Origin of the sequence: Chitinophaga nivalis (genome assembly GCF_025989125.1) — a bacterium.
Taxonomy (GTDB): Bacteria; Bacteroidota; Bacteroidia; order Chitinophagales; family Chitinophagaceae; genus Chitinophaga; species Chitinophaga nivalis.
This window is the reverse complement of record NZ_JAPDNR010000001.1, coordinates 2,992,978-3,010,866: the sequence shown is the minus strand read 5'-3', so window position 1 is coordinate 3,010,866 and position 17,889 is coordinate 2,992,978. Positions and strand designations below refer to the sequence as shown.

The following is a 17,889-nucleotide window of genomic DNA, read 5'->3' as shown; positions in this document are numbered from 1 at the left end:
GTATAACATCAAAACAAACCGACTTTCAGACCAGAATACCCGATTTATCAACCTTTTCCGGCTGCAACACCGCAGCTAATTTTGCTATACGAATTCTCGTATTCCATAATTGTAATAATTCTCTTTATGTCAATGACGTTCAAACCAGTGCCTGTTTTAATGATGGCGGCACTGCTTGCAGGCTGTAGCAGCAAGGAAATCAAAAAAAGTCAGCAGGCACCCGTGAAAGTAAGCATCTTCAAAGCCGGTAATAATGATATGCCCCAGCAACTGTCCTACTCCGGCACCATCGAGCCGGATAATACCGCAGATATTGGTTTTGCAGTGCATGGTGTGGTCAGCAACATAGCTGTAGAAGAAGGACAAATGGTAAAACAGGGACAACTCCTGGCTTCCATCGATGCCACGGAATACAGCAACGCACTCGCGATTGCCAACGCCAGCCTGGATCAGGCAGAAGATATGTATAAACGGCTGCACGAACTGTATCAAAAAGGAAGTTTACCGGAAAAAGACTATATCGATATCCGGACAAAACTTGCACAGGCCAAAGCCAATAAACAAATCAATGCCAAACGCATTGCCGACAGCCACCTCTATGCACCGATGTCGGGCATTATCACAGCCCGCAAAATAGAACGGGGCAGCGCTGCCGCGCCAGGTGTACCGGCCTTCACCATTGTAAAAACAGATATGGTCTATGCCAAAGCTGCCATCCCGGAAAGTGAAGTAGGCGCGATTAAACATGGCAGCAACGCCACGGTATATATCCCTACCCTGCAGGAAAATATCGATGGTAAAATCACCATCATCAACCCACAGGCAGATATCACTTCCCGTACTTATAATATCAAAATAAAATTGGCCAACAACAATGGACAACTGTTACCAGGTATGCTGACCAACATCCGCATCAACACCGGTAAAAATATATCCGCCATCACTGTTCCGGCTACCGCCGTCGTGAGAGATGCAGACGATATCACCTATGTATTTGTTGCCAATGAACAACAGAAAGCTGTCCGCAAACGCATTACCGTAGGCGCACTTACAGGCACCAATGAAGTAGTGGTAACAACCGGATTAAACGGTGGTGAAAAAGTAATTACCACGGGTCTTTCCAATATAAAAGAGGGCACAGCGATAAGCCTGTAGCTATTATCCGGGAAGGTGCGTTAAAAAAATTATTAAGTCTGACAACCTTGGAAGAATGAAAAAAAGAAAGATAAGCTTCATAGAAGCAGCCATGCAATATAAACAGGTGACCATTGTAGTGGTAGCTTTGTTATTATTGCTGGGCGTTTATTCCCTACTGAACATGCCCCGATCGGAGAATCCGAAAATAGATATGCCGATCGCCATGGTATATGCCTTCTATCCCGGTGCGGATGAAGTGCAGATGGAAAAACAGGTGACCAATAAAATAGAACAATACCTGTTTTCCTTTGAAGAAGTAGATAAGAAAAAAACCAGGTCACAGACCAAAGACGGACAGGTATTCATCACGGTAGAACTACACACCCGCATCAAAGACCGCAAAAAATTCTGGAGCACCCTCCAGCACGGATTAAATGTGATGGGGCGGCAAAGCCTGCCGGCAGGGGTGATAGGCCCTGTTGTAAACAGTAATTTCGGCGATGTAACGGCACAGATTATTACCGTATCCTCTCCGCAACGCAGTTATGCTGAAATTGAAAAATACCTGGATAAAATAGAAGACGGACTCAAAACCATACCGGAACTATCCAAAATAAACAGGTCCGGCGGACAGAAACAACAGTTGTATGTTACCATAGATGATCAAAAGATGCAGCAGTATGGTTTTGACCTGTCTACCATTGTGCGTATCCTGCAAACACAGAACATCACAGGCTACTCCGGGGAAATGAAAATCAGTTCCAACATCTTCCCGGTATTTACCAACAGCCAATATAAAACCGCGGCAGATCTGGGCGCGCAGATCATTTATACCACCCCGCAGGGAACGGTCGTCCGACTGCAGGATATTGCCACCATAGAACGACGCTATGAAGAACCTGCTTCGTTTATCCGTTTGGGTGATGATAAGGTAATGATGCTCGCCATAGAGATGCAACCCGGTAATAACATTGTACAGTTTGGTCATATTGTGGAAGATAAGCTGGAAAAACTCCGGCAGGAACTGCCCGACGACGTCAAGATTACGACCATCGTTAATCAGCCGGAAGTAGTAGACGAAAGTATCCGTCACTTTATGAAAGAATTCGGACTGGCCATTGCATCCGTGATTGTAGTGGTGATGCTGCTGCTCCCCTTCCGCGTAGCTGCGGTGTCGTCACTGGCTGCACCGGTATCTATCCTGATTACCTTCGGCCTCATTAACATCATCGGGCTGGAACTTCACCAGGTAACACTGGCCGCACTGATTATCGTATTGGGCATGGTGGTAGACAATGCCATTGTGGTAGTGGATAACTACATAGAAAAACTGGATGAAGACATCACTCCCTGGACAGCAGCCTGGCAGGCCGCCCAGCAGTTATCACTCCCTATTTTTACAGCTACCCTGGCGATCATCTTTGCCTTTGCACCACTCGCCATTTTCATGAGTGGTATCTCCAAAGACTTCATTGCCTCCCTGCCGGTTACCATCGCTGTGGCACTCATTACCTCCATGGCCGTGGCATTGCTGCTCACGCCCTATACCTGTTATGTATTCATCAAAAAAGGATTGAAACATAAAGTAAGTACCACCAAAAAACGTAAAAGTCTGCTGGACTACCTCCAGCATGCCTTTAACAAAGGAGTGGAACTGGCCTTTGCTTTTCCTAAAACCACAGTAGGCATTGCTGTTGCTGCGGTAGTCATCGCCATCTTACTGGCAGGACAGGTAAAGCAGGAATTTTTCCCACTGAGTGAAAGCAAACAGTTTAATGCAGAGATATGGATGGCCAACGGCACTTCCCTGGAAGAAACAGAAAGAGTGGTAAAACTGGTAGAGAAAGAACTGTATAAAGATAAACGGGTATTAGGTATTGCCAGCTTTATCGGCACCAGCTCACCCCGTTTTAACGTGACTTATTCACCAGAGATGCCCAGACGAAATTTCGCCCAGGTATTTATTACCACAGGCGGTAGTGATGATACGAATGAATTGGTAAAAGACTACCTGAAAAAGTTTGAAGGATTTATCCCCAATGGATACATCCGCCTGCGGCAATTGAGTATGCAGGAAGGTTCTCCGCTTGCGGTAAGAATCATCGGAGAAAACCTCCGGGATCAGAAACTGGTGGCAGAACAGGTGAAAGCGATCCTGGAACGCACACCCGGCGCCAACTGGGTACGTTCTGATTATGAAGACGATTACCTGGGTATCAGCCTTAAAATAAAAGAAGACGCCGCCACGCGGCTGGGCGTACCCAATCAGCTCATTACACAAACTATTGGCGCAGGCCTGAAAGGCTATGCCGTATCGCAGTTGTGGGAAGGCGATAAGCCCGTAGACATCCTGCTGCGGCTGGACACCAGCAACCGGAAGGATTTCAGTGACCTGGGCAACATCCGGCTGAATAACCTGTATGGTACTAAGGTACCCTTGAAAGCCGTAGCGGAACTGGCTCCTTCCTGGCATACCGGGGTCATTGCACACCGCAATGGTATCCGCACGCTCACCGTACTGTCGGAAGCACAGATGGGTATCATTGCTTCGGATGTATTGAAAAAAGCACAGCCTGAAATTGAAAAGCTGCAGTTACCGGCAGGCATCAGTATACAATATGGCGGCGATGCAGAATCTTCCGCCGAAAACCAACCCGGTATGAACAAGGCTTTAAGTACCAGCCTGGTGCTGATTCTGCTGACCTTATTATTCCAGTTTAAAACATTCGGTAAAACGCTGATTATCCTGGCCACTTTCCCCCTCAGTTTACTGGGCGCTTTCCTGGGCCTGTATATCACGGGCAATCCGATGGGGATGACGGCCTTCATGGGTATCATCAGTCTGATTGGTATTGTGGTACGTAACGGGATTATATTGGTGGATTATGCCGATGAGCTGGTGCGGGATCATCATTACACCATCAAAGCCGCGGCATTGGGTGCGGCCAAACGACGGATGCGGCCCATTTTCCTGACGTCTGCCGCGGCAGCCATCGGGGTAGTACCCATGATCCTCGGCAAATCACCTTTATGGGCGCCATTGGGCAGTGTACTGGCTTCCGGGTTGATTGTATCCATGATACTTACCCTGTTTGTGATACCGGTACTTTACTACCTGTTTGTACGCCCTGCTCCGGAACCTGCCGTAGCACCGGATGCAGACGTAGACATTATGTATAAACCGGCGCATTAATTCATCAGCGCAGCAGGTGGCACAGCCAGGCCACCTGCTATCTAAAAAAACAACCATGAACTTCAGATTAATATTTTCGCTGGCAACTGTGCTGTCGGGCAACTATGTTGCGGCGCAAACACAGGTATTGTCGGTAACAACCTGCCAGCAGCTGGCATTGGAACAGAATAAAAAAATCAAAGCAGCCCGGTACCAGATTGATGCGGCCGGCGCGGCCCTGCAATCAGCAGTCACCAATGCCTACCCTGCTATTGATGGAAGTGTAATGGGCGCATACCTGGGCAAACCTGTGGGCGGCGCCTTCAACGGTATGATTCCCGAGTATGTGGTGAGTGGCAGCATATCTGCTACCCAGGCCATCTATGCCGGTGGAAAAATCCGTAACGGAAAAAAAATCGCCGAAAAATTTATCAGCATACAGGAAGAACAAAAAGTGCTCACCACAGCAGAAGTTATCCTGAACGTACACAAAGCCTACTGGCAGGTGGTACAGGTAAAAGAAAAAATGGTGCTGGCAGATAAATACCAGACCCTGTTACAAGGCTTGCAACGGGAACTGAAAAACGCGTATGATGCCGGTATCATCTACAAAAATGATTTGCTGCGCGTGGAAGTAAATCTGAATGAAGCCGCCCTGCAGGTATCGCAGGCTGCAGATGGCCTGGTGATGGCCAAACTGCAGCTGGCACAGCTAACCGGTATGCCGGGGCAGGTAAACTTTGCCGTAGCCGATTCTGTAACAGGTGACTTTAATGAACTTACCGGCGACGACTTACTGGCCGCAGCGGACAACAGACCAGAGATACGTTTATTGAAAAATGTCCTGGATGCAGAAGAACTCCAAAAGAAACTACTGAAAGGCGATCTGCTGCCCACCATCGGGGTGAGTGCCAGCGGGGTGGCTGCTGCCGGGAAATCAGTAAATATCAGCAATGGAAAAGATTTTATGAGCACCTATTATGGTCTGGCCAGTATCAGTATGCCGATTTTCGACTGGGGTAAAAGAGCGCATAAAATAAAAGAACAGTCCTTTAAAATCGCGGCCCGGCAACAATTGCTGGAAGATACCAAAGAGCAGATCAATATAGAAGTGCAGCATACTTATCTCGCACTGAACCAATCCGTGAAAAAAATTCACAGGTCACATTTATCGCTCACACAGGCAGAAGAAAACCTCCGGCTAGCCAACGACCGGTTCAAAGCAGGTACTATCACCGGTAAAGATGTACTGGAAGCACAGGCCATCTGGCAACAGGCCTATAGCAGTATTATAGATAGTAAGGTGGAATATAAAATCAATGAAGCGGCTTATCAGAAGGCGATTGGTGCAGCGAGGTAATTTCTTTTATTCAGACACATCACCTGAAAATGATCTTACATGAAAGTAGAATGGAATCAGTTACTTTATACAGGCATGGCACTGTTTACCCGAAAGGGTATCAGAGCTGTGAGTATAGCCGCTATTACACGTAGCTGCGGTCTGACAGAACACGATTTTTATGAACACTTTGAAAGCAAGGAGAAGCTGGTGAATATGATCATAGCCGACTGGATCGATAAATCAGGCAGATACCTGCTGTTAAATCAGCACATCTCTTCTCATGCGATCATAGAAATGAAGCATTTTTTGAAGGGTATCGAAAAGATGGTGCAAACGGTACAACCCATATTTCTGGCAGATCTCAGCAATCATTATACCGACAGCTGGAAAAAGCTGGCCACATTCAAGGAAGAAGCCGTGGAATCTTTCTTGTTGCTCAATCTGCGGCGAGGTATTGCGGAAGAAGTATACCGGCCTGATATAGATACCTGGCTGATTGCAAAAATATATATCACTCAGCTACAGATTATACTGGAAGAAATATGGCTGCAGGGCATTGATGTAGACCGGGTCTGTCGGGAGATGAACCGGATTTTTCTGCAGGGGCTGGTGAGTGTAAAAGGTATGAAGTTGTTATATGGGAAGCAAGGATAGCAGATAGGAATGGCAATCAAAGAGCGGGAGATTTCCCGGACAGGTGGCGAAGACACCGGCATAAGCCGGTGTCTTTTTATGTTTGATGTCTGTTATAAACTCACATCGCTACCGCGGTCATCTTCGCCAGCAGCGAAGGTGCAACTGAAGGCGATACCGTACCACCTACCGTTACACTACATTCTATGCGAATAATAAAAGAGGCTTCCACACCACCGATAGTAGTATGTCCCTGGCCGGACTTAATAAATTTGTCGCCTACCCACTCTACTGGTCCTACGTCCAGAATACCCAAACCGCCATAAGCGAAATTAGGCTGCCCTCTTTTGGTAACCGTGATTTCACTACGCCAGGCACCTGTCAGTTGTTTATAGTATACGACCGTAAAATCCCAGATAAAGTCGGCATCCAGCTGCGACACCCGGAAAGTATTTTTAACCTGTGCAGTGGCCTTGGTTTGCGCTCTCCAATATACGGTTTGTGTATCTTCATAGGGGTCATCACCTGGAAACAAGCCACCGGTAGCTGATACAGGTACTTTTGCTGTTGTGTTTACAGCAGGTCCTTTTGTTTGTCTGAATTCGGTTGTAACTACAAATTTGCCACCGTCTTCCAGAAAACTAAATGCTTCATACGCTTCTTTATACGTTTTGAATGCGCTGCTGCTGCCAGCTTTCCGGGCCGCAGCAGATTTACCGGAAGTCGTTTCCGGTGTCAGGTGAATTAACTTTTCCAGTTTTGCTTTGTACGCTTCCTCTGTAAGTGGCTTTGTTTGATCCAGGGTTTCCTCTTTTTTACAGGAACTGAAGGTGATGGCTGCCAGTGCAACCATCAGGAGATAAATTTTTTTCATGTAGTGATGTTTTAAATAGATTTTTCCGGACCGGCATCTCCGGAACAGATCAATAGGTATAGCGTTGCCGATATTGCTCATTTATATACCAGACACGGAGATACTGCTATCAGCTTTCAACAGGTGAATGATACCTGCCGGCGAATAACTCTTCCTATTATTTCAGGAACACCTGATAAGGTATCGGTTTTTATACGGGTATTGTATTGAAAAAGAAATTGGTTCTGACAGAGATGATTGTATTTACTGTTGCATGCAGTATGGTAATAAAGATGCAGTATATTTTTGAATTAATATCTGTTAACCGGGATATAAATTTTTAGCTGGAAAAGATGTTATAGCATATTTACCCACAACACCTATCGCGTTTATAAAGTTTCACGCCATATCCGCCAATACCTATACACCGGCCCTTCCCAGTCTGCCTAAAGTTAAATGCCTATCTTCGCGCAAATTATTTCGATATGATGAACAATATGACACAACGCCTGTATGCTTTTTTTATCACAGGGTCTTTGGTCCTTTTTTTATCTGTGCTGAGCGCCTGTAACAGTGTTACACCAGATCGTTTTTTTCAGACAGCAGTATTAAACTCCAACATCCTGTCTGGTTTTAATCCGGAGCAATTCGGGCAAGAGCTGGAGCAAAATACCGTTGAATTTCCGGATATTCCTGCCAGCAAAAAGAAGGGAGATGAGGCACAGAATATTGTAAAAAACAAAATCGCCTACATCGAAAAAGTGATTAAAGATGTGAAGGATTTACCGGCTGGTGATGAAGACACCAAAGCCATTAAAGCGGCTTCCCTGCAACTTTTCGAAGCAGCTTTACCTGCCTATCAGCAGGAATATACTGCTTATGCCAAGCTGTGCGATACCCACGGACCTGCCGCAGAAAAGGAAGCTTTACTGCAAAAAATCAATGAGAAATATACCGCTAACGTAGAAAAAGCATATGACGCATTACTCAGCAAAGGGAAAGTATTTGCGGATAAAAATAACCTGCCTGTCAACTGGGGCAAATAAATTCTTTACCGGAACGCCGAAGGCGTTCCGGTAATCTTATCTATACCTGATCTTTTTTGTAGTAATACTACTACAGACAAATCGTATCAAAAGGCCTTAATAGTCCCACTAACCCTCCTTTCCTCCTCCTGCAGCAAGAAAAAATTATATTTTTTACCTTTACAGATAATTTGGCACACAATTATCTATGACCTGTCCCATGATGAATTTTCTAATTGCAGATGATCATGCTATTGTTCGCTTTGGCGTGAAGCAGGTGATATTGGACATGTTTCCCCTGGCAATGGTAACAGAAGCAGCCACTTTTGACGAAACCCTCCAGGCAACCGAAAAACAGGTATACGATTTATTAATACTGGATACCAACCTTCCCGGCGGCAATAACCTGGTCATGCTGGATACCATCAAACTCCGGCAACCTGCTATCTGCATACTGGTTTTTTCTGCCTTTGACGAAAAAGTATATGCCCTCAAATATTTACAGGCGGGCGCAGATGGCTATCTGGATAAAGCCGCGCCGGATACCGAGATCAAAAATGCCATTCAGACGGTATTAAGAAACGAGAAATACATGAGCGCCAATACCCGGGAACAACTGCTTTTCAGCGCCAACAAAAAAACAATACACAATCCCCTTACCGATCTTTCTTCACGGGAAGCAGCCGTCTTGCAACTACTTGTACAGGGGCTACCGGTACAAAAGATTGCGGCCACACTGGAACTGCATATCAGTACGGTCAGTACCTATAAAAACCGGATTTTCACCAAACTGGAAGTCAGCAACCTGGTAGAACTATTGCAAAAGATAGAATTGTACAACACTGACTGATCCATATCCCGGCAGCAGGCTTTACCGCAGAATAACCTGCTGCCAGGACCTTTTTCGTATAGGGGTCTACGTCATCCCGGCATCTCTCCCTATTATCTATGTCTCCTTGCCTGCCGGCATCACCTGCCCGTTATAAAACCACCTCATTTAATACAATTATTTTTTACTTTTAGTACGGAACCCATCATCCGGCACACAACGTTGTACCTCATCATACAAACAACTACCGACAGGAAAAACTATGAAAAAGCATATATTGAATGATCGTACGAAAGGGCTGATCAGTATTATTTTTGTGATGCTGATCTGGGGTAGTTCCTTTACGGTAACCAAAGTGGTCTTGAAAGAAGTGCCGCCTTTCCTGTGTGCTGCCTTACGGCATATAACCGCCTCCCTTATTCTCTTACCTTTTTACTGGCACCGCCGCAGGCAGGTACAACAGCAACTGCCATATAAACAGCTATTCCTCATGGGACTGGCCGGTGTTGCCGTGTATTATACCTTTTTCAACTTCGGGATGTCCTATATCCATGCATCCACCGGTGCATTGATAGAAGGACTGATACCGGTGGCGATTGCCATACCGGCAGCGATCTTCCTCCGCGAGCCGCTGCGGCGCAAAAGTGTGTATGGCATCCTGTTATCTGTTACCGGCGTAATACTGGTAGGATTTGTAGGCGCCGACCATAAAACAGATCATGCGCTGTTGGGCAGCCTGTTGCTGGTAGGTGCTGTCTGCTGCTGGAGTGCCTATACACTTTTATCCCGGCAACTTAAAAACACAGATACCCTGCTCATGACCACCATGGGTATCTTCCTGGGAACCCTTGTATTAATTCCCGTTAGCGGCATAGAAATGTATTACAAAGGCATACCGCATATTTCTCCCAAGGCCTGGGCTGGTATTGCCTACCTGGGCGTATTCGCTTCTGCTGTGGCTTATTTCCTCTATAACAGGGCATTGGAGAGTTTACCGGCTGCGCAGGTTGGTAATTTCCTCAACCTGAATCCGGTAATAGGGGCGTTGATTGCCTATATCTTTTTAAGAGAACAATTTACCACCCTCCAGCTGGTGGGTAGCGTGCTGGTACTGGCAGGCATTTTATTAAGTACCAGCAAAGTAAAAACACCCACCAGTCAACCGGTGTAATCAGTTGAGGAGAATGGCATATCATGGGGGTTAACCGGATTTATTTTTATTAAATAATAAGGCAGATATCCTGTAGAGTTTTCTTTTAAACAACTCTTTGTGCCAGGCGGCTTTCATTTCTTTGAGGCAGTTGGCACACAGACAATCGGTGTACTGTTCCTGGATATAATTACGTTCCTCTGTGCTCAGGGTTACCGCACTACACTGGCAGATCAGTATGGAACCAACCTTACATTCAAAACCGCTGTTACATCGCGGACAATGTTTCCTTTCGTGTTCACACATAATCGTGGAAATAAACCCGGCTACCGGTGGGTACCGGTTGCCGGGCGGGAAATAATACATTACAAAGATGCAGACTACTGCCGCAACTCTTTCGCTGCCGCTACCATTTCTACCAGTGCTTTGCGGGTTTCTTCCCACTGACGGGTTTTAAGTCCGCAGTCCGGATTTACCCACAGCTGTTCTGCCGGGATAACTGCCTGGGCCTTTTTCATCAAGGCTACCATTTCCGTTTTGGATGGTACACGGGGAGAATGGATATCATATACACCAGGGCCGATTTCATTCGGATATTTAAAATCGGCGAAAGCATCCAGCAGTTCCATCTGGGAACGGGAACACTCGATCGTGATCACGTCTGCATCCATATCAGCAATGTGCTGAATGATATCATTGAACTCAGAATAACACATGTGTGTGTGGATCTGGGTTTCATCTTTCACACCACTGGCGGCAATACGGAAAGCGCGCACGGCCCATTCCAGGTATTCCTGCCAGTTTTCCCGACGTAGTGGCAAACCTTCCCGGATAGCTGGTTCATCGATCTGAATCACGCGGATACCGGCTTTTTCCAGATCCACCACTTCGTTACGGATGGCCAGGGCTATCTGTGTACAGGTTTCGCTTCTGGGCTGGTCATTTCTGACGAAGCTCCATTGCAGAATCGTCACCGGACCGGTCAGCATACCTTTCACCAGTTGCGGGGTGAGCGACTGCGCGTACTGCGTCCACTTCACGGTCATAGGCGCCGGACGGGATACATCACCGTAAATAACCGGTGGTTTCACACAGCGGCTGCCATAGCTTTGTACCCAGCCATTGCGAGTGAAGGCAAAGCCATCGAGCTGCTCGCCAAAATATTCCACCATGTCGTTGCGCTCAAATTCACCATGTACCAGTACGTCGATGCCCACTTCTTCCTGCCAACGGATGGTATCGGCAGTTTCTTTCGCGATCAGCTCATCGTATTGCTGCTGGCTCAGTTCCTGCTTTTTCAGCTTCGCACGCCAGCTTCTTACTTCTTTCGTTTGCGGGAAAGAGCCGATGGTCGTAGTCGGGAACTTCGGCAACTGTAAAGCTTCCTGCTGTTTGATTTTACGGGTAGCAAAAATAGCATGACGACGACTATCATTGTCTGTAATGCCCGCTACCTGTGCTTTTACCGCAGGGTTATGGATAATGGCCGATGTTTTACGGTTGGCATTAGCCCGGATGTTCTCCTGCAGCTTGCGTTCCATATGTTCAATATCTTTTCCGGTGGCGAGGTTTGCCAGCGTTACCACTTCCGTAATTTTTTGTTTGGCGTAGGCCATCCACTGTTTGATTCCCGGTTGCAGGGTTTCCTCATCTGTTTCCAGATCCAGGTCGCACGGTACGTGTAACAGGGAGCAGGAAGGCGCCATCCAGAGTCTGTCTTTGCCAATCGCATCTGCTGCTTTGGTGATCAGGGCCAGCGACTGCCGGAAGTCATTCTTCCAGATGTTGCGGCCATCCACTACGCCCAGGGAGAGCTGCAGGGTGGCTGGCAGTGCAGCTGCCAGGATATCATCCAGCTGGGAAGGGCAACGAACCAGGTCGAGGTGCAGGGTTTGTACCGGCAGCTGTAATACGGTAGCCAGGTTTTCACCGTAGCATTCAAAATAGCTGGCCAGGATAATATGCAGTTGCGGGAATCGTTGGTGCAGCTGCTGGTAGGCCTGGGTGAATGCCGCCCTTTCTTTTTCACCAAGATTCAATGACAGGCAAGGTTCATCCAGTTGTACGTGGGTGGCGCCGGCCTGTTGCAGTAAGCCTAATACTTCTTCGTATACGGGCAACAGTTTTTCCAGCAGGGATATTCTATGAAATCCGGCAGCTTTTTCTTTACCTAACAAGAGGAAGGATACGGGTCCGATGATCACCGGTTTGGCCGCAATACCATTTTCTTTCGCTTCGGTAAATTCACGGATCACCTTATCGGAGTATAAGGTGAACTGCTGATCTGCTTTAAATTCGGGTACAATATAGTGGTAGTTGGTATCAAACCATTTGGTCATTTCCATGGCCGTTACATCGTAGCCTTCGCGTTGATAGCCTCTAGCCATCGCAAACAGCAAATCGATGTTGTTCAGTTGTTTCCGTTCAATCAGTGGTTGGTATCTTTCCGGGATCGCGCCTGTCATCAAAGCGGTATCCAATACCTGATCGTAGAACGAGAAGTCATTGCAGGGAATGAGGTCGATGCCTGCTTCCTGTTGCAATTGCCAGTTATGCAGCCGGATGTTTTTACCTTCCTGCAATAATGCCGCCAATGGCAGTTTGTCGGCCCAGTAAAGTTCTGAGGCTTTTTTGAGTTCACGCTGGCTGCCAATCCGCGGGTAGCCTAAGTTGTGCGTTTGCATTGCTTTGGGTGCTTTTAAAATGAGGAAACAATTAAAAGCTCTTTAGCACTTCGCAATGCGCCGTAAAGTGAAGAAAGAAGAAGTGAGAACGGGATGTACACAGTAAAGCCCGGGAAATACCATGGGTATACTGCGTTTGTACATCAGCCTGACTATCTGCTTCAATCCACGAAAGCATTGTCAAATACGGACCAGGCAGGTCTCCTGACTTGTAACATTTTTACCGTCCTTCCCGCTATGATGCAGTGGACAACGAGGGTAAAAACTTGTAGCGTTACTTACAGTTGCGGGACAGTTTGTGATTTTCACACAATTCCCTATTAACCCTGGTTTACCCAGGGACCTTTTCCGCTTGATGAAGAAGTAAATAAAGAACCTTGCGGTGAATGTACAATAATTTGATATCAAACAAACTTTTATTACCTGCCAGCTGTTTATGTTGCTTAATAGCCCGAAAAATAAAAGGTTGTTTTATCCGTAAAATGTACACCTTACTACTGATCTTGTCATGCACAGTTATACGCACTGCGATGACGGCGCATGCAATTGACAACAGTAAGTTATAAAACAGATAATACGCGGCTTCGGGTTATATAATACACCTGTTTTTTTTATGTGTGAGAACATCTATCATTATTTTTCCTGATTAGGTAAATCATTTTCCCATATCCATAAATTATCCACCAACGGGTCGTTTAGTTTTGATGCCTAAAAAACCGATGAAGCTTTGTTTTAATTGTGGGATAGCCACTATCAAAAAAGTCTTCTTAACTACCTTAATACTGATAACAATTGTGGGTAATGCAAATGCGGGAGAGATTTTGTCGGCTATTAAAGGAAAAGTTTCGACTTCCGACGGCAGTCCTGCCGCCTTTGTAACTGTGCGTATTAAAAACTCCAATCATGGCGCCTTAACAGATCAACAGGGTGAATTTGTTATTAAAAGAATTAAGCCAGGCCGCTACACCCTGGAGATATCCTTCCTGGGTTATGAAAACATGACACAGGAAGTAGTGGTGGAAACAGATAAAATCACCCAGCTATCACTGCAGCTGCACACCTCCGAACAGCAGATGAAAGAAATTATCATCACCGGTAATAAGCATAATAAATACAACATCAACGAAGTATCCAATTCCCTGCGCTTACAATCTCCCCTCGTAGAGATTCCCCAAAACATCCAGGTAGTCACCAATGAAGTGCTGGCCGATCAACAGATATTTGACATACAGGAAGGGGTAACCCGCAACGTAAGCGGTGCACAACGTATTGGCCACTGGGACCTCTACGCCAACATCCAGGTACGTGGCTCCCAGATCACCCCCTTCCGCAATGGCATGAACGTACAAATCAGTCCCTGGAGCCCGCTCGCGGAAGATATGAGCATGGTAGACCGGGTAGAATTTGTGAAAGGCCCGGCAGGGTTTATGTTATCCAACGGAGAACCCGGCGGCCTCTATAACATCGTTACTAAAAAACCTTCCGGTATAGAAAAGGGAGAAGTAACCCTTACCCTCGGCAGCTTCGAAACTTACAGAGCCACCGCTGATGTAGACGGCAAGCTATCCAAAAACGGTAAGCTGCTGTACCGCATCAATGTAATGGGACAACTGAAAGGTTCTCACCGCGACTTTGAATTCAACAACCGCTATTCCGTTGTACCGGTACTCAAATATCTGATAGACGAACAAACCAGCGTGACCCTCGAATACAGTCATCAGTTCCTGCAACTGAATGCCATTGGCAGTAACTACGCCTTTTCCAAACGGAAATACGCCGACCTGCCCCGCAATTTTACAACAGCAGAACCCAACTTCGCACCTACGAACATCCAGGATAAAAGCCTCCTCGCCATATTTGAACACCAGTTCAATCACCGCTGGAAACTGACTGCCCAGGCAGCCTATTTCCATTATCAACAGGAAGGACAAAGTATGTGGCCTACTGCTTTTGCTGCCAACAACGACAGCTTACTGCAGCGGAATATCAATATCTGGGATGCCCTCGGTACCAATAGAACCGGACAGGTATTCATCACAGGTAAAATGAACACCGGAACAGTAGTCCACAACATCCTGGCAGGAGTAGATCTGAAAAACAGCAGCTACTTTGCAGACTGGGGTCAGGCTGCACCGCTGGGCGATGCCTCCTTTAATATCTATCAGCCCCAATATGGCCATGTAAAATTGCCTACCTGGGATCGTTCCCGCAACATCCGGGAGAGAGGCGTACAATACAATTATGGCTACAACGGATTTTACCTGCAGGATGAACTGGGCTTCTTCGACAACCAGCTCCGTATTACCCTCGCCGGCCGGTATACCATCAATACCTATAAGAATCCCTACAGCGGGAATAACAAAGACGAAATGTTTACGCCACGTGCCGGCGTCAGTTATTCTTTCGATAAAAATACCGCCGTCTATTTTATATATGATAAGTACTTCCTGCAAAATCCCGGCATGGACTGGCAGAAAAAGAGTTTCAAACCACTTACCGGCTACAACGTAGAAGCAGGGTTCAAAAGAGATTGGTTAGGCGGTAAATGGAATTCTACCCTGGCTGTTTACAGGATCATCAAAAACAATATGCTGGTTACCGATTTTGAACATCCGGATCCCCGGACGAATCAGTTTATCTACAGCCGCCAAACCGGCAAGCAGACTATTCGTGGCGTGGAACTGGATGTAAAAGGAGAGATTATACCGCACCTGCATGCGATGGTTAACTATGCCTATACAGATGCAGCGATATCGGCAGACAGCGATCCTAAATTAGTCGGCAACAAAGTACCTGGTACTGCCACGCATATACAAAATACCTGGCTCAGTTACCAACTGGATAACGGCGTATGTAAAGGCCTGCGGGCAGCCATCGGCTATCAATATGTAGCCGGCCGGGTAGCGGGGCTGATCTCCGACAAGAGTGAAAACTCACTGCCGGATTACTTCCGCCTGGATGGTAGTCTGGGCTATGCTTTCAACAAATTCGACGTAAACCTACTGGTGAATAATCTGTTAGATGCGTACCTGTATTCAGGTGCTCCTTCCGGAGGCCTCTTCTACTGGCAAGCGGAACCCGGCCGTAATGTAAGGTTCAGCGTAGGTTATAAATTCTGACACTTAAAACAACAATCATGATAAAACCCGTTAAACAATTCTTCTTATCTGTTGGCCTGTTATTATGCTGCCACAGCCTGTTTGCCCATGCCCTTTGGATGGAAACTACTACTACCGGTAAAGTAGGTCAGCCACAACAGGTAAACATCTATCTCGGTGAATATGCCGAGAACCAACGAGACTCCATACAACACTGGTTCAGTAATATGGCTTCCTTTGATCTGTGGCTGGTAAAGCCAGATGGTCAAAAGGAAAAGCTGACCTGTGTTCCCAACGGTAATCACTTTACAGCCACCTTTACACCTGCCGCGGAAGGCGCTCACCTGCTCACCATTGATCATACCGTAAAGCAGGTATATGGCGAAAATAAAATTCATTATTACGCACTGGGACTGGTAAAAGTAAATGGTTCCCTGAAAGGAGCGGAACGCCTGAAAGAGCATATCGACTTTGCGCTGCTTACAGACAACGCGCGGTCCGGTAAGCTGAACCAGGATGCCAAAGTACAGCTGCGTTATAAAAATACGCCTCCCACTGGCGGAGACGTTACCGTACAGGCCCCCACCGGTTGGGCCAAAAAATTCAAAACCAATCCTGCCGGCGACATGTCATTTTCTCCGGCATGGGCTGGCAGATATATGCTGGAAGGTACTTTCCTGCAAAATGAAGCAGGAAAACATGAAGGAAAAGATTTTAAAAACATATGGCATTGTGTTACCTATTGTGTGAATATAGATAAGTAATGCACTGCTTGCCATGACCATCAAACAATCATTGAAAAACTTACATCGCTGGCTCGGATTCGCATCCGGGCTGGTAGTGTTTATAGTGGGTATCACCGGCTGTCTGTATGCGTTCATGGATGAACTTAAACCCTGGTTATACCAACAGCGGATGTATATATCCGTACCTTCCGAATCACAACGTTTACCCCTTGCCGTTATACAGGAAAAGGCACAGCAGGCCATCGGCACAGCTTATCCGCTGCAACTGGCGGAAGTGCCGGTACAGGCCAATCGTACGGTTGTTTTCCGTACGTTAAAAATCAACCGGGATCAGTGGTGGTATGGCAACTATATGGCCTACTACTATCGGATATATATGAACCCCTACACCGGGTCAGTCGTTAAAAAAGAATGTACCAAATGGGAATTTTTCACGGTAGTGGTGAACCTCCATATTCATCTGCTGCTGAGTCCTGCACTGGGCGGCAAAATAGTTAACTGGGGAGTAGTGGCATTTGTACTGTTGCTGATATCCGGACTGGTATTATGGTGGCCCAAAAACAAAGCTGCCGCCAAACAACGGTTCTGGTTCAACTGGAAAAAAGGTACCCGGTGGAAACGCAAAAACTATGACCTGCACAACATTTTAGGATGCTATGCCATTTCCGTATTACTGGTCATTGCCATCACGGGGCTGGTATGGTCCTTTGAGGCCGTCCGCGATACTGTGCAATGGGTAGCCAATAGCAGCCACACCTACGCAAAGCCCGCTCCCGTGTTTTCTGATTCCACGAACAGGCGCTCCTTTTCACCGGACAATATCCTGCAGCAAGCCATCCATCATCACCCCGGGGCCACCACTTTTTTAATCAGCCTCCCCACTGATCACAAAAGTGCGGTTTCCGTATATGCGCGCCACGATAAACATCCGCAATACCGGAACGTGATCAGTTTATATGATCAGCATACTGCCACTTTAATTCGCCGAAACACTTTCTCCGGGATGAATAACGGAGAGAAAATATACGCTTTGAACTATGATTTACATGTCGGTAGCATCATAGGACTGCCAGGTAAAATCCTGGCTTTTTTCGCCTCATTAATAGCCGCCTCCTTACCGGTGACCGGCTTGTACATCTGGTTGGGAAGGAAACAAAAACAATCCGGCAAAGTACTTATGCCACTTAAGCGGGCTGCCTGACAGCTTGCTTAAATCATCT

General features: G+C 46.7%; 13 protein-coding genes and 1 riboswitch. Of the genes, 10 read left to right on the top strand and 3 right to left on the bottom strand.

Translation table 11 applies throughout. The annotated features are described in order from the left end of the window. Positions 1–126 precede the first annotated feature (126 nt). From OL444_RS12290 to OL444_RS12275, 4 genes are read left to right on the top strand one after another with little or no spacing between them, the layout of a single operon-like run. On the top strand, positions 127–1,155 hold the full coding sequence (locus OL444_RS12290; protein ID WP_264732899.1) for an efflux RND transporter periplasmic adaptor subunit: 1,029 nt from the start codon (positions 127–129) through the stop codon (positions 1,153–1,155). A 55-nt stretch (positions 1,156–1,210) separates the two neighbouring features. Next, on the top strand, positions 1,211–4,330 hold the full coding sequence (locus OL444_RS12285; protein WP_264732900.1) for an efflux RND transporter permease subunit: 3,120 nt from the start codon (positions 1,211–1,213) through the stop codon (positions 4,328–4,330). 55 nt (positions 4,331–4,385) lie between these two features. Beyond that, the gene (locus tag OL444_RS12280) at positions 4,386–5,669 is read left to right on the top strand and encodes a TolC family protein (RefSeq protein ID WP_264732901.1); all 1,284 of its coding nucleotides are present in this window, start codon (positions 4,386–4,388) and stop codon (positions 5,667–5,669) included. A gap of 39 nt (positions 5,670–5,708) precedes the next feature. After that, on the top strand, positions 5,709–6,305 hold the full coding sequence (locus OL444_RS12275) for a TetR/AcrR family transcriptional regulator (RefSeq protein ID WP_264732902.1): 597 nt from the start codon (positions 5,709–5,711) through the stop codon (positions 6,303–6,305). A gap of 100 nt (positions 6,306–6,405) precedes the next feature. Here the strand turns inward: OL444_RS12275 and OL444_RS12270 are convergent, their stop codons facing one another. Then, positions 6,406–7,158 (bottom strand): hypothetical protein, encoded by a 753-nt coding sequence (locus OL444_RS12270; RefSeq protein WP_264732904.1) that lies wholly within the window; start codon positions 7,156–7,158, stop codon positions 6,406–6,408. 464 nt (positions 7,159–7,622) lie between these two features. On the opposite strand from OL444_RS12270, the gene OL444_RS12265 reads away from it, so the two are divergent. The 3 genes from OL444_RS12265 to OL444_RS12255 all read left to right on the top strand — a co-directional run bounded on the left by OL444_RS12265 (position 7,623) and on the right by OL444_RS12255 (position 10,162). Next, positions 7,623–8,183, top strand: coding sequence for a hypothetical protein (locus OL444_RS12265; RefSeq protein WP_264732905.1), 561 nt, complete (start codon positions 7,623–7,625; stop codon positions 8,181–8,183). A 199-nt stretch (positions 8,184–8,382) separates the two neighbouring features. After that, the gene (locus tag OL444_RS12260; RefSeq protein WP_264732906.1) at positions 8,383–9,012 is read left to right on the top strand and encodes a response regulator; all 630 of its coding nucleotides are present in this window, start codon (positions 8,383–8,385) and stop codon (positions 9,010–9,012) included. Between the two features lie 241 nt (positions 9,013–9,253). Further along, positions 9,254–10,162, top strand: coding sequence for a DMT family transporter (locus OL444_RS12255; protein ID WP_264732907.1), 909 nt, complete (start codon positions 9,254–9,256; stop codon positions 10,160–10,162). A 30-nt stretch (positions 10,163–10,192) separates the two neighbouring features. On the opposite strand, the gene OL444_RS12250 is transcribed toward OL444_RS12255, so the two are convergent. Both OL444_RS12250 and metE read right to left on the bottom strand, forming a co-directional pair. Continuing rightward, the gene (locus tag OL444_RS12250) at positions 10,193–10,447 is read right to left on the bottom strand and encodes a cysteine-rich CWC family protein (protein WP_264732908.1); all 255 of its coding nucleotides are present in this window, start codon (positions 10,445–10,447) and stop codon (positions 10,193–10,195) included. 74 nt (positions 10,448–10,521) lie between these two features. Continuing rightward, positions 10,522–12,825 carry a 5-methyltetrahydropteroyltriglutamate--homocysteine S-methyltransferase gene (gene metE / locus OL444_RS12245; RefSeq protein WP_264732909.1) on the bottom strand — a complete coding sequence of 768 codons (2,304 nt, stop codon included), beginning with the start codon at positions 12,823–12,825 and terminating at the stop codon, positions 10,522–10,524. A gap of 177 nt (positions 12,826–13,002) precedes the next feature. Continuing rightward, a riboswitch (cobalamin riboswitch) is annotated at positions 13,003–13,187 on the bottom strand. Between the two features lie 432 nt (positions 13,188–13,619). On the opposite strand from metE, the gene OL444_RS12240 reads away from it, so the two are divergent. From OL444_RS12240 to OL444_RS12230, 3 genes are read left to right on the top strand one after another with little or no spacing between them, the layout of a single operon-like run. Continuing rightward, the gene (locus OL444_RS12240; protein WP_264732910.1) at positions 13,620–15,944 is read left to right on the top strand and encodes a TonB-dependent siderophore receptor; all 2,325 of its coding nucleotides are present in this window, start codon (positions 13,620–13,622) and stop codon (positions 15,942–15,944) included. Positions 15,945–15,961: 17 nt separating this feature from the next. Then, a complete protein-coding gene (locus OL444_RS12235; protein WP_264732911.1) occupies positions 15,962–16,687 on the top strand; it encodes a DUF4198 domain-containing protein in 726 nt (241 codons plus the stop codon). Positions 16,688–16,700: 13 nt separating this feature from the next. Then, complete coding sequence (locus OL444_RS12230; RefSeq protein WP_264732912.1) at positions 16,701–17,870, top strand: PepSY-associated TM helix domain-containing protein; 1,170 nt, start codon at positions 16,701–16,703, stop codon at positions 17,868–17,870. The last annotated feature ends 19 nt before the right edge of the window (positions 17,871–17,889 follow it).

What these genes read in the sequence shown, in the direction of transcription:
- OL444_RS12290 (WP_264732899.1), top strand. Translation starts at nt 127, where the DNA reads ATGTCAATGACGTTCAAACCAGTGCCTGTTTTAATGATGGCGGCACTG.
- OL444_RS12285 (WP_264732900.1), top strand. Translation starts at nt 1,211, where the DNA reads ATGAAAAAAAGAAAGATAAGCTTCATAGAAGCAGCCATGCAATATAAA.
- OL444_RS12280 (WP_264732901.1), top strand. Translation starts at nt 4,386, where the DNA reads ATGAACTTCAGATTAATATTTTCGCTGGCAACTGTGCTGTCGGGCAAC.
- OL444_RS12275 (WP_264732902.1), top strand. Translation starts at nt 5,709, where the DNA reads ATGAAAGTAGAATGGAATCAGTTACTTTATACAGGCATGGCACTGTTT.
- OL444_RS12270 (WP_264732904.1), bottom strand. Translation starts at nt 7,158, where the DNA reads ATGAAAAAAATTTATCTCCTGATGGTTGCACTGGCAGCCATCACCTTC.
- OL444_RS12265 (WP_264732905.1), top strand. Translation starts at nt 7,623, where the DNA reads ATGATGAACAATATGACACAACGCCTGTATGCTTTTTTTATCACAGGG.
- OL444_RS12260 (WP_264732906.1), top strand. Translation starts at nt 8,383, where the DNA reads ATGATGAATTTTCTAATTGCAGATGATCATGCTATTGTTCGCTTTGGC.
- OL444_RS12255 (WP_264732907.1), top strand. Translation starts at nt 9,254, where the DNA reads ATGAAAAAGCATATATTGAATGATCGTACGAAAGGGCTGATCAGTATT.
- OL444_RS12250 (WP_264732908.1), bottom strand. Translation starts at nt 10,447, where the DNA reads ATGTGTGAACACGAAAGGAAACATTGTCCGCGATGTAACAGCGGTTTT.
- metE (WP_264732909.1), bottom strand. Translation starts at nt 12,825, where the DNA reads ATGCAAACGCACAACTTAGGCTACCCGCGGATTGGCAGCCAGCGTGAA.
- OL444_RS12235 (WP_264732911.1), top strand. Translation starts at nt 15,962, where the DNA reads ATGATAAAACCCGTTAAACAATTCTTCTTATCTGTTGGCCTGTTATTA.
- OL444_RS12230 (WP_264732912.1), top strand. Translation starts at nt 16,701, where the DNA reads ATGACCATCAAACAATCATTGAAAAACTTACATCGCTGGCTCGGATTC.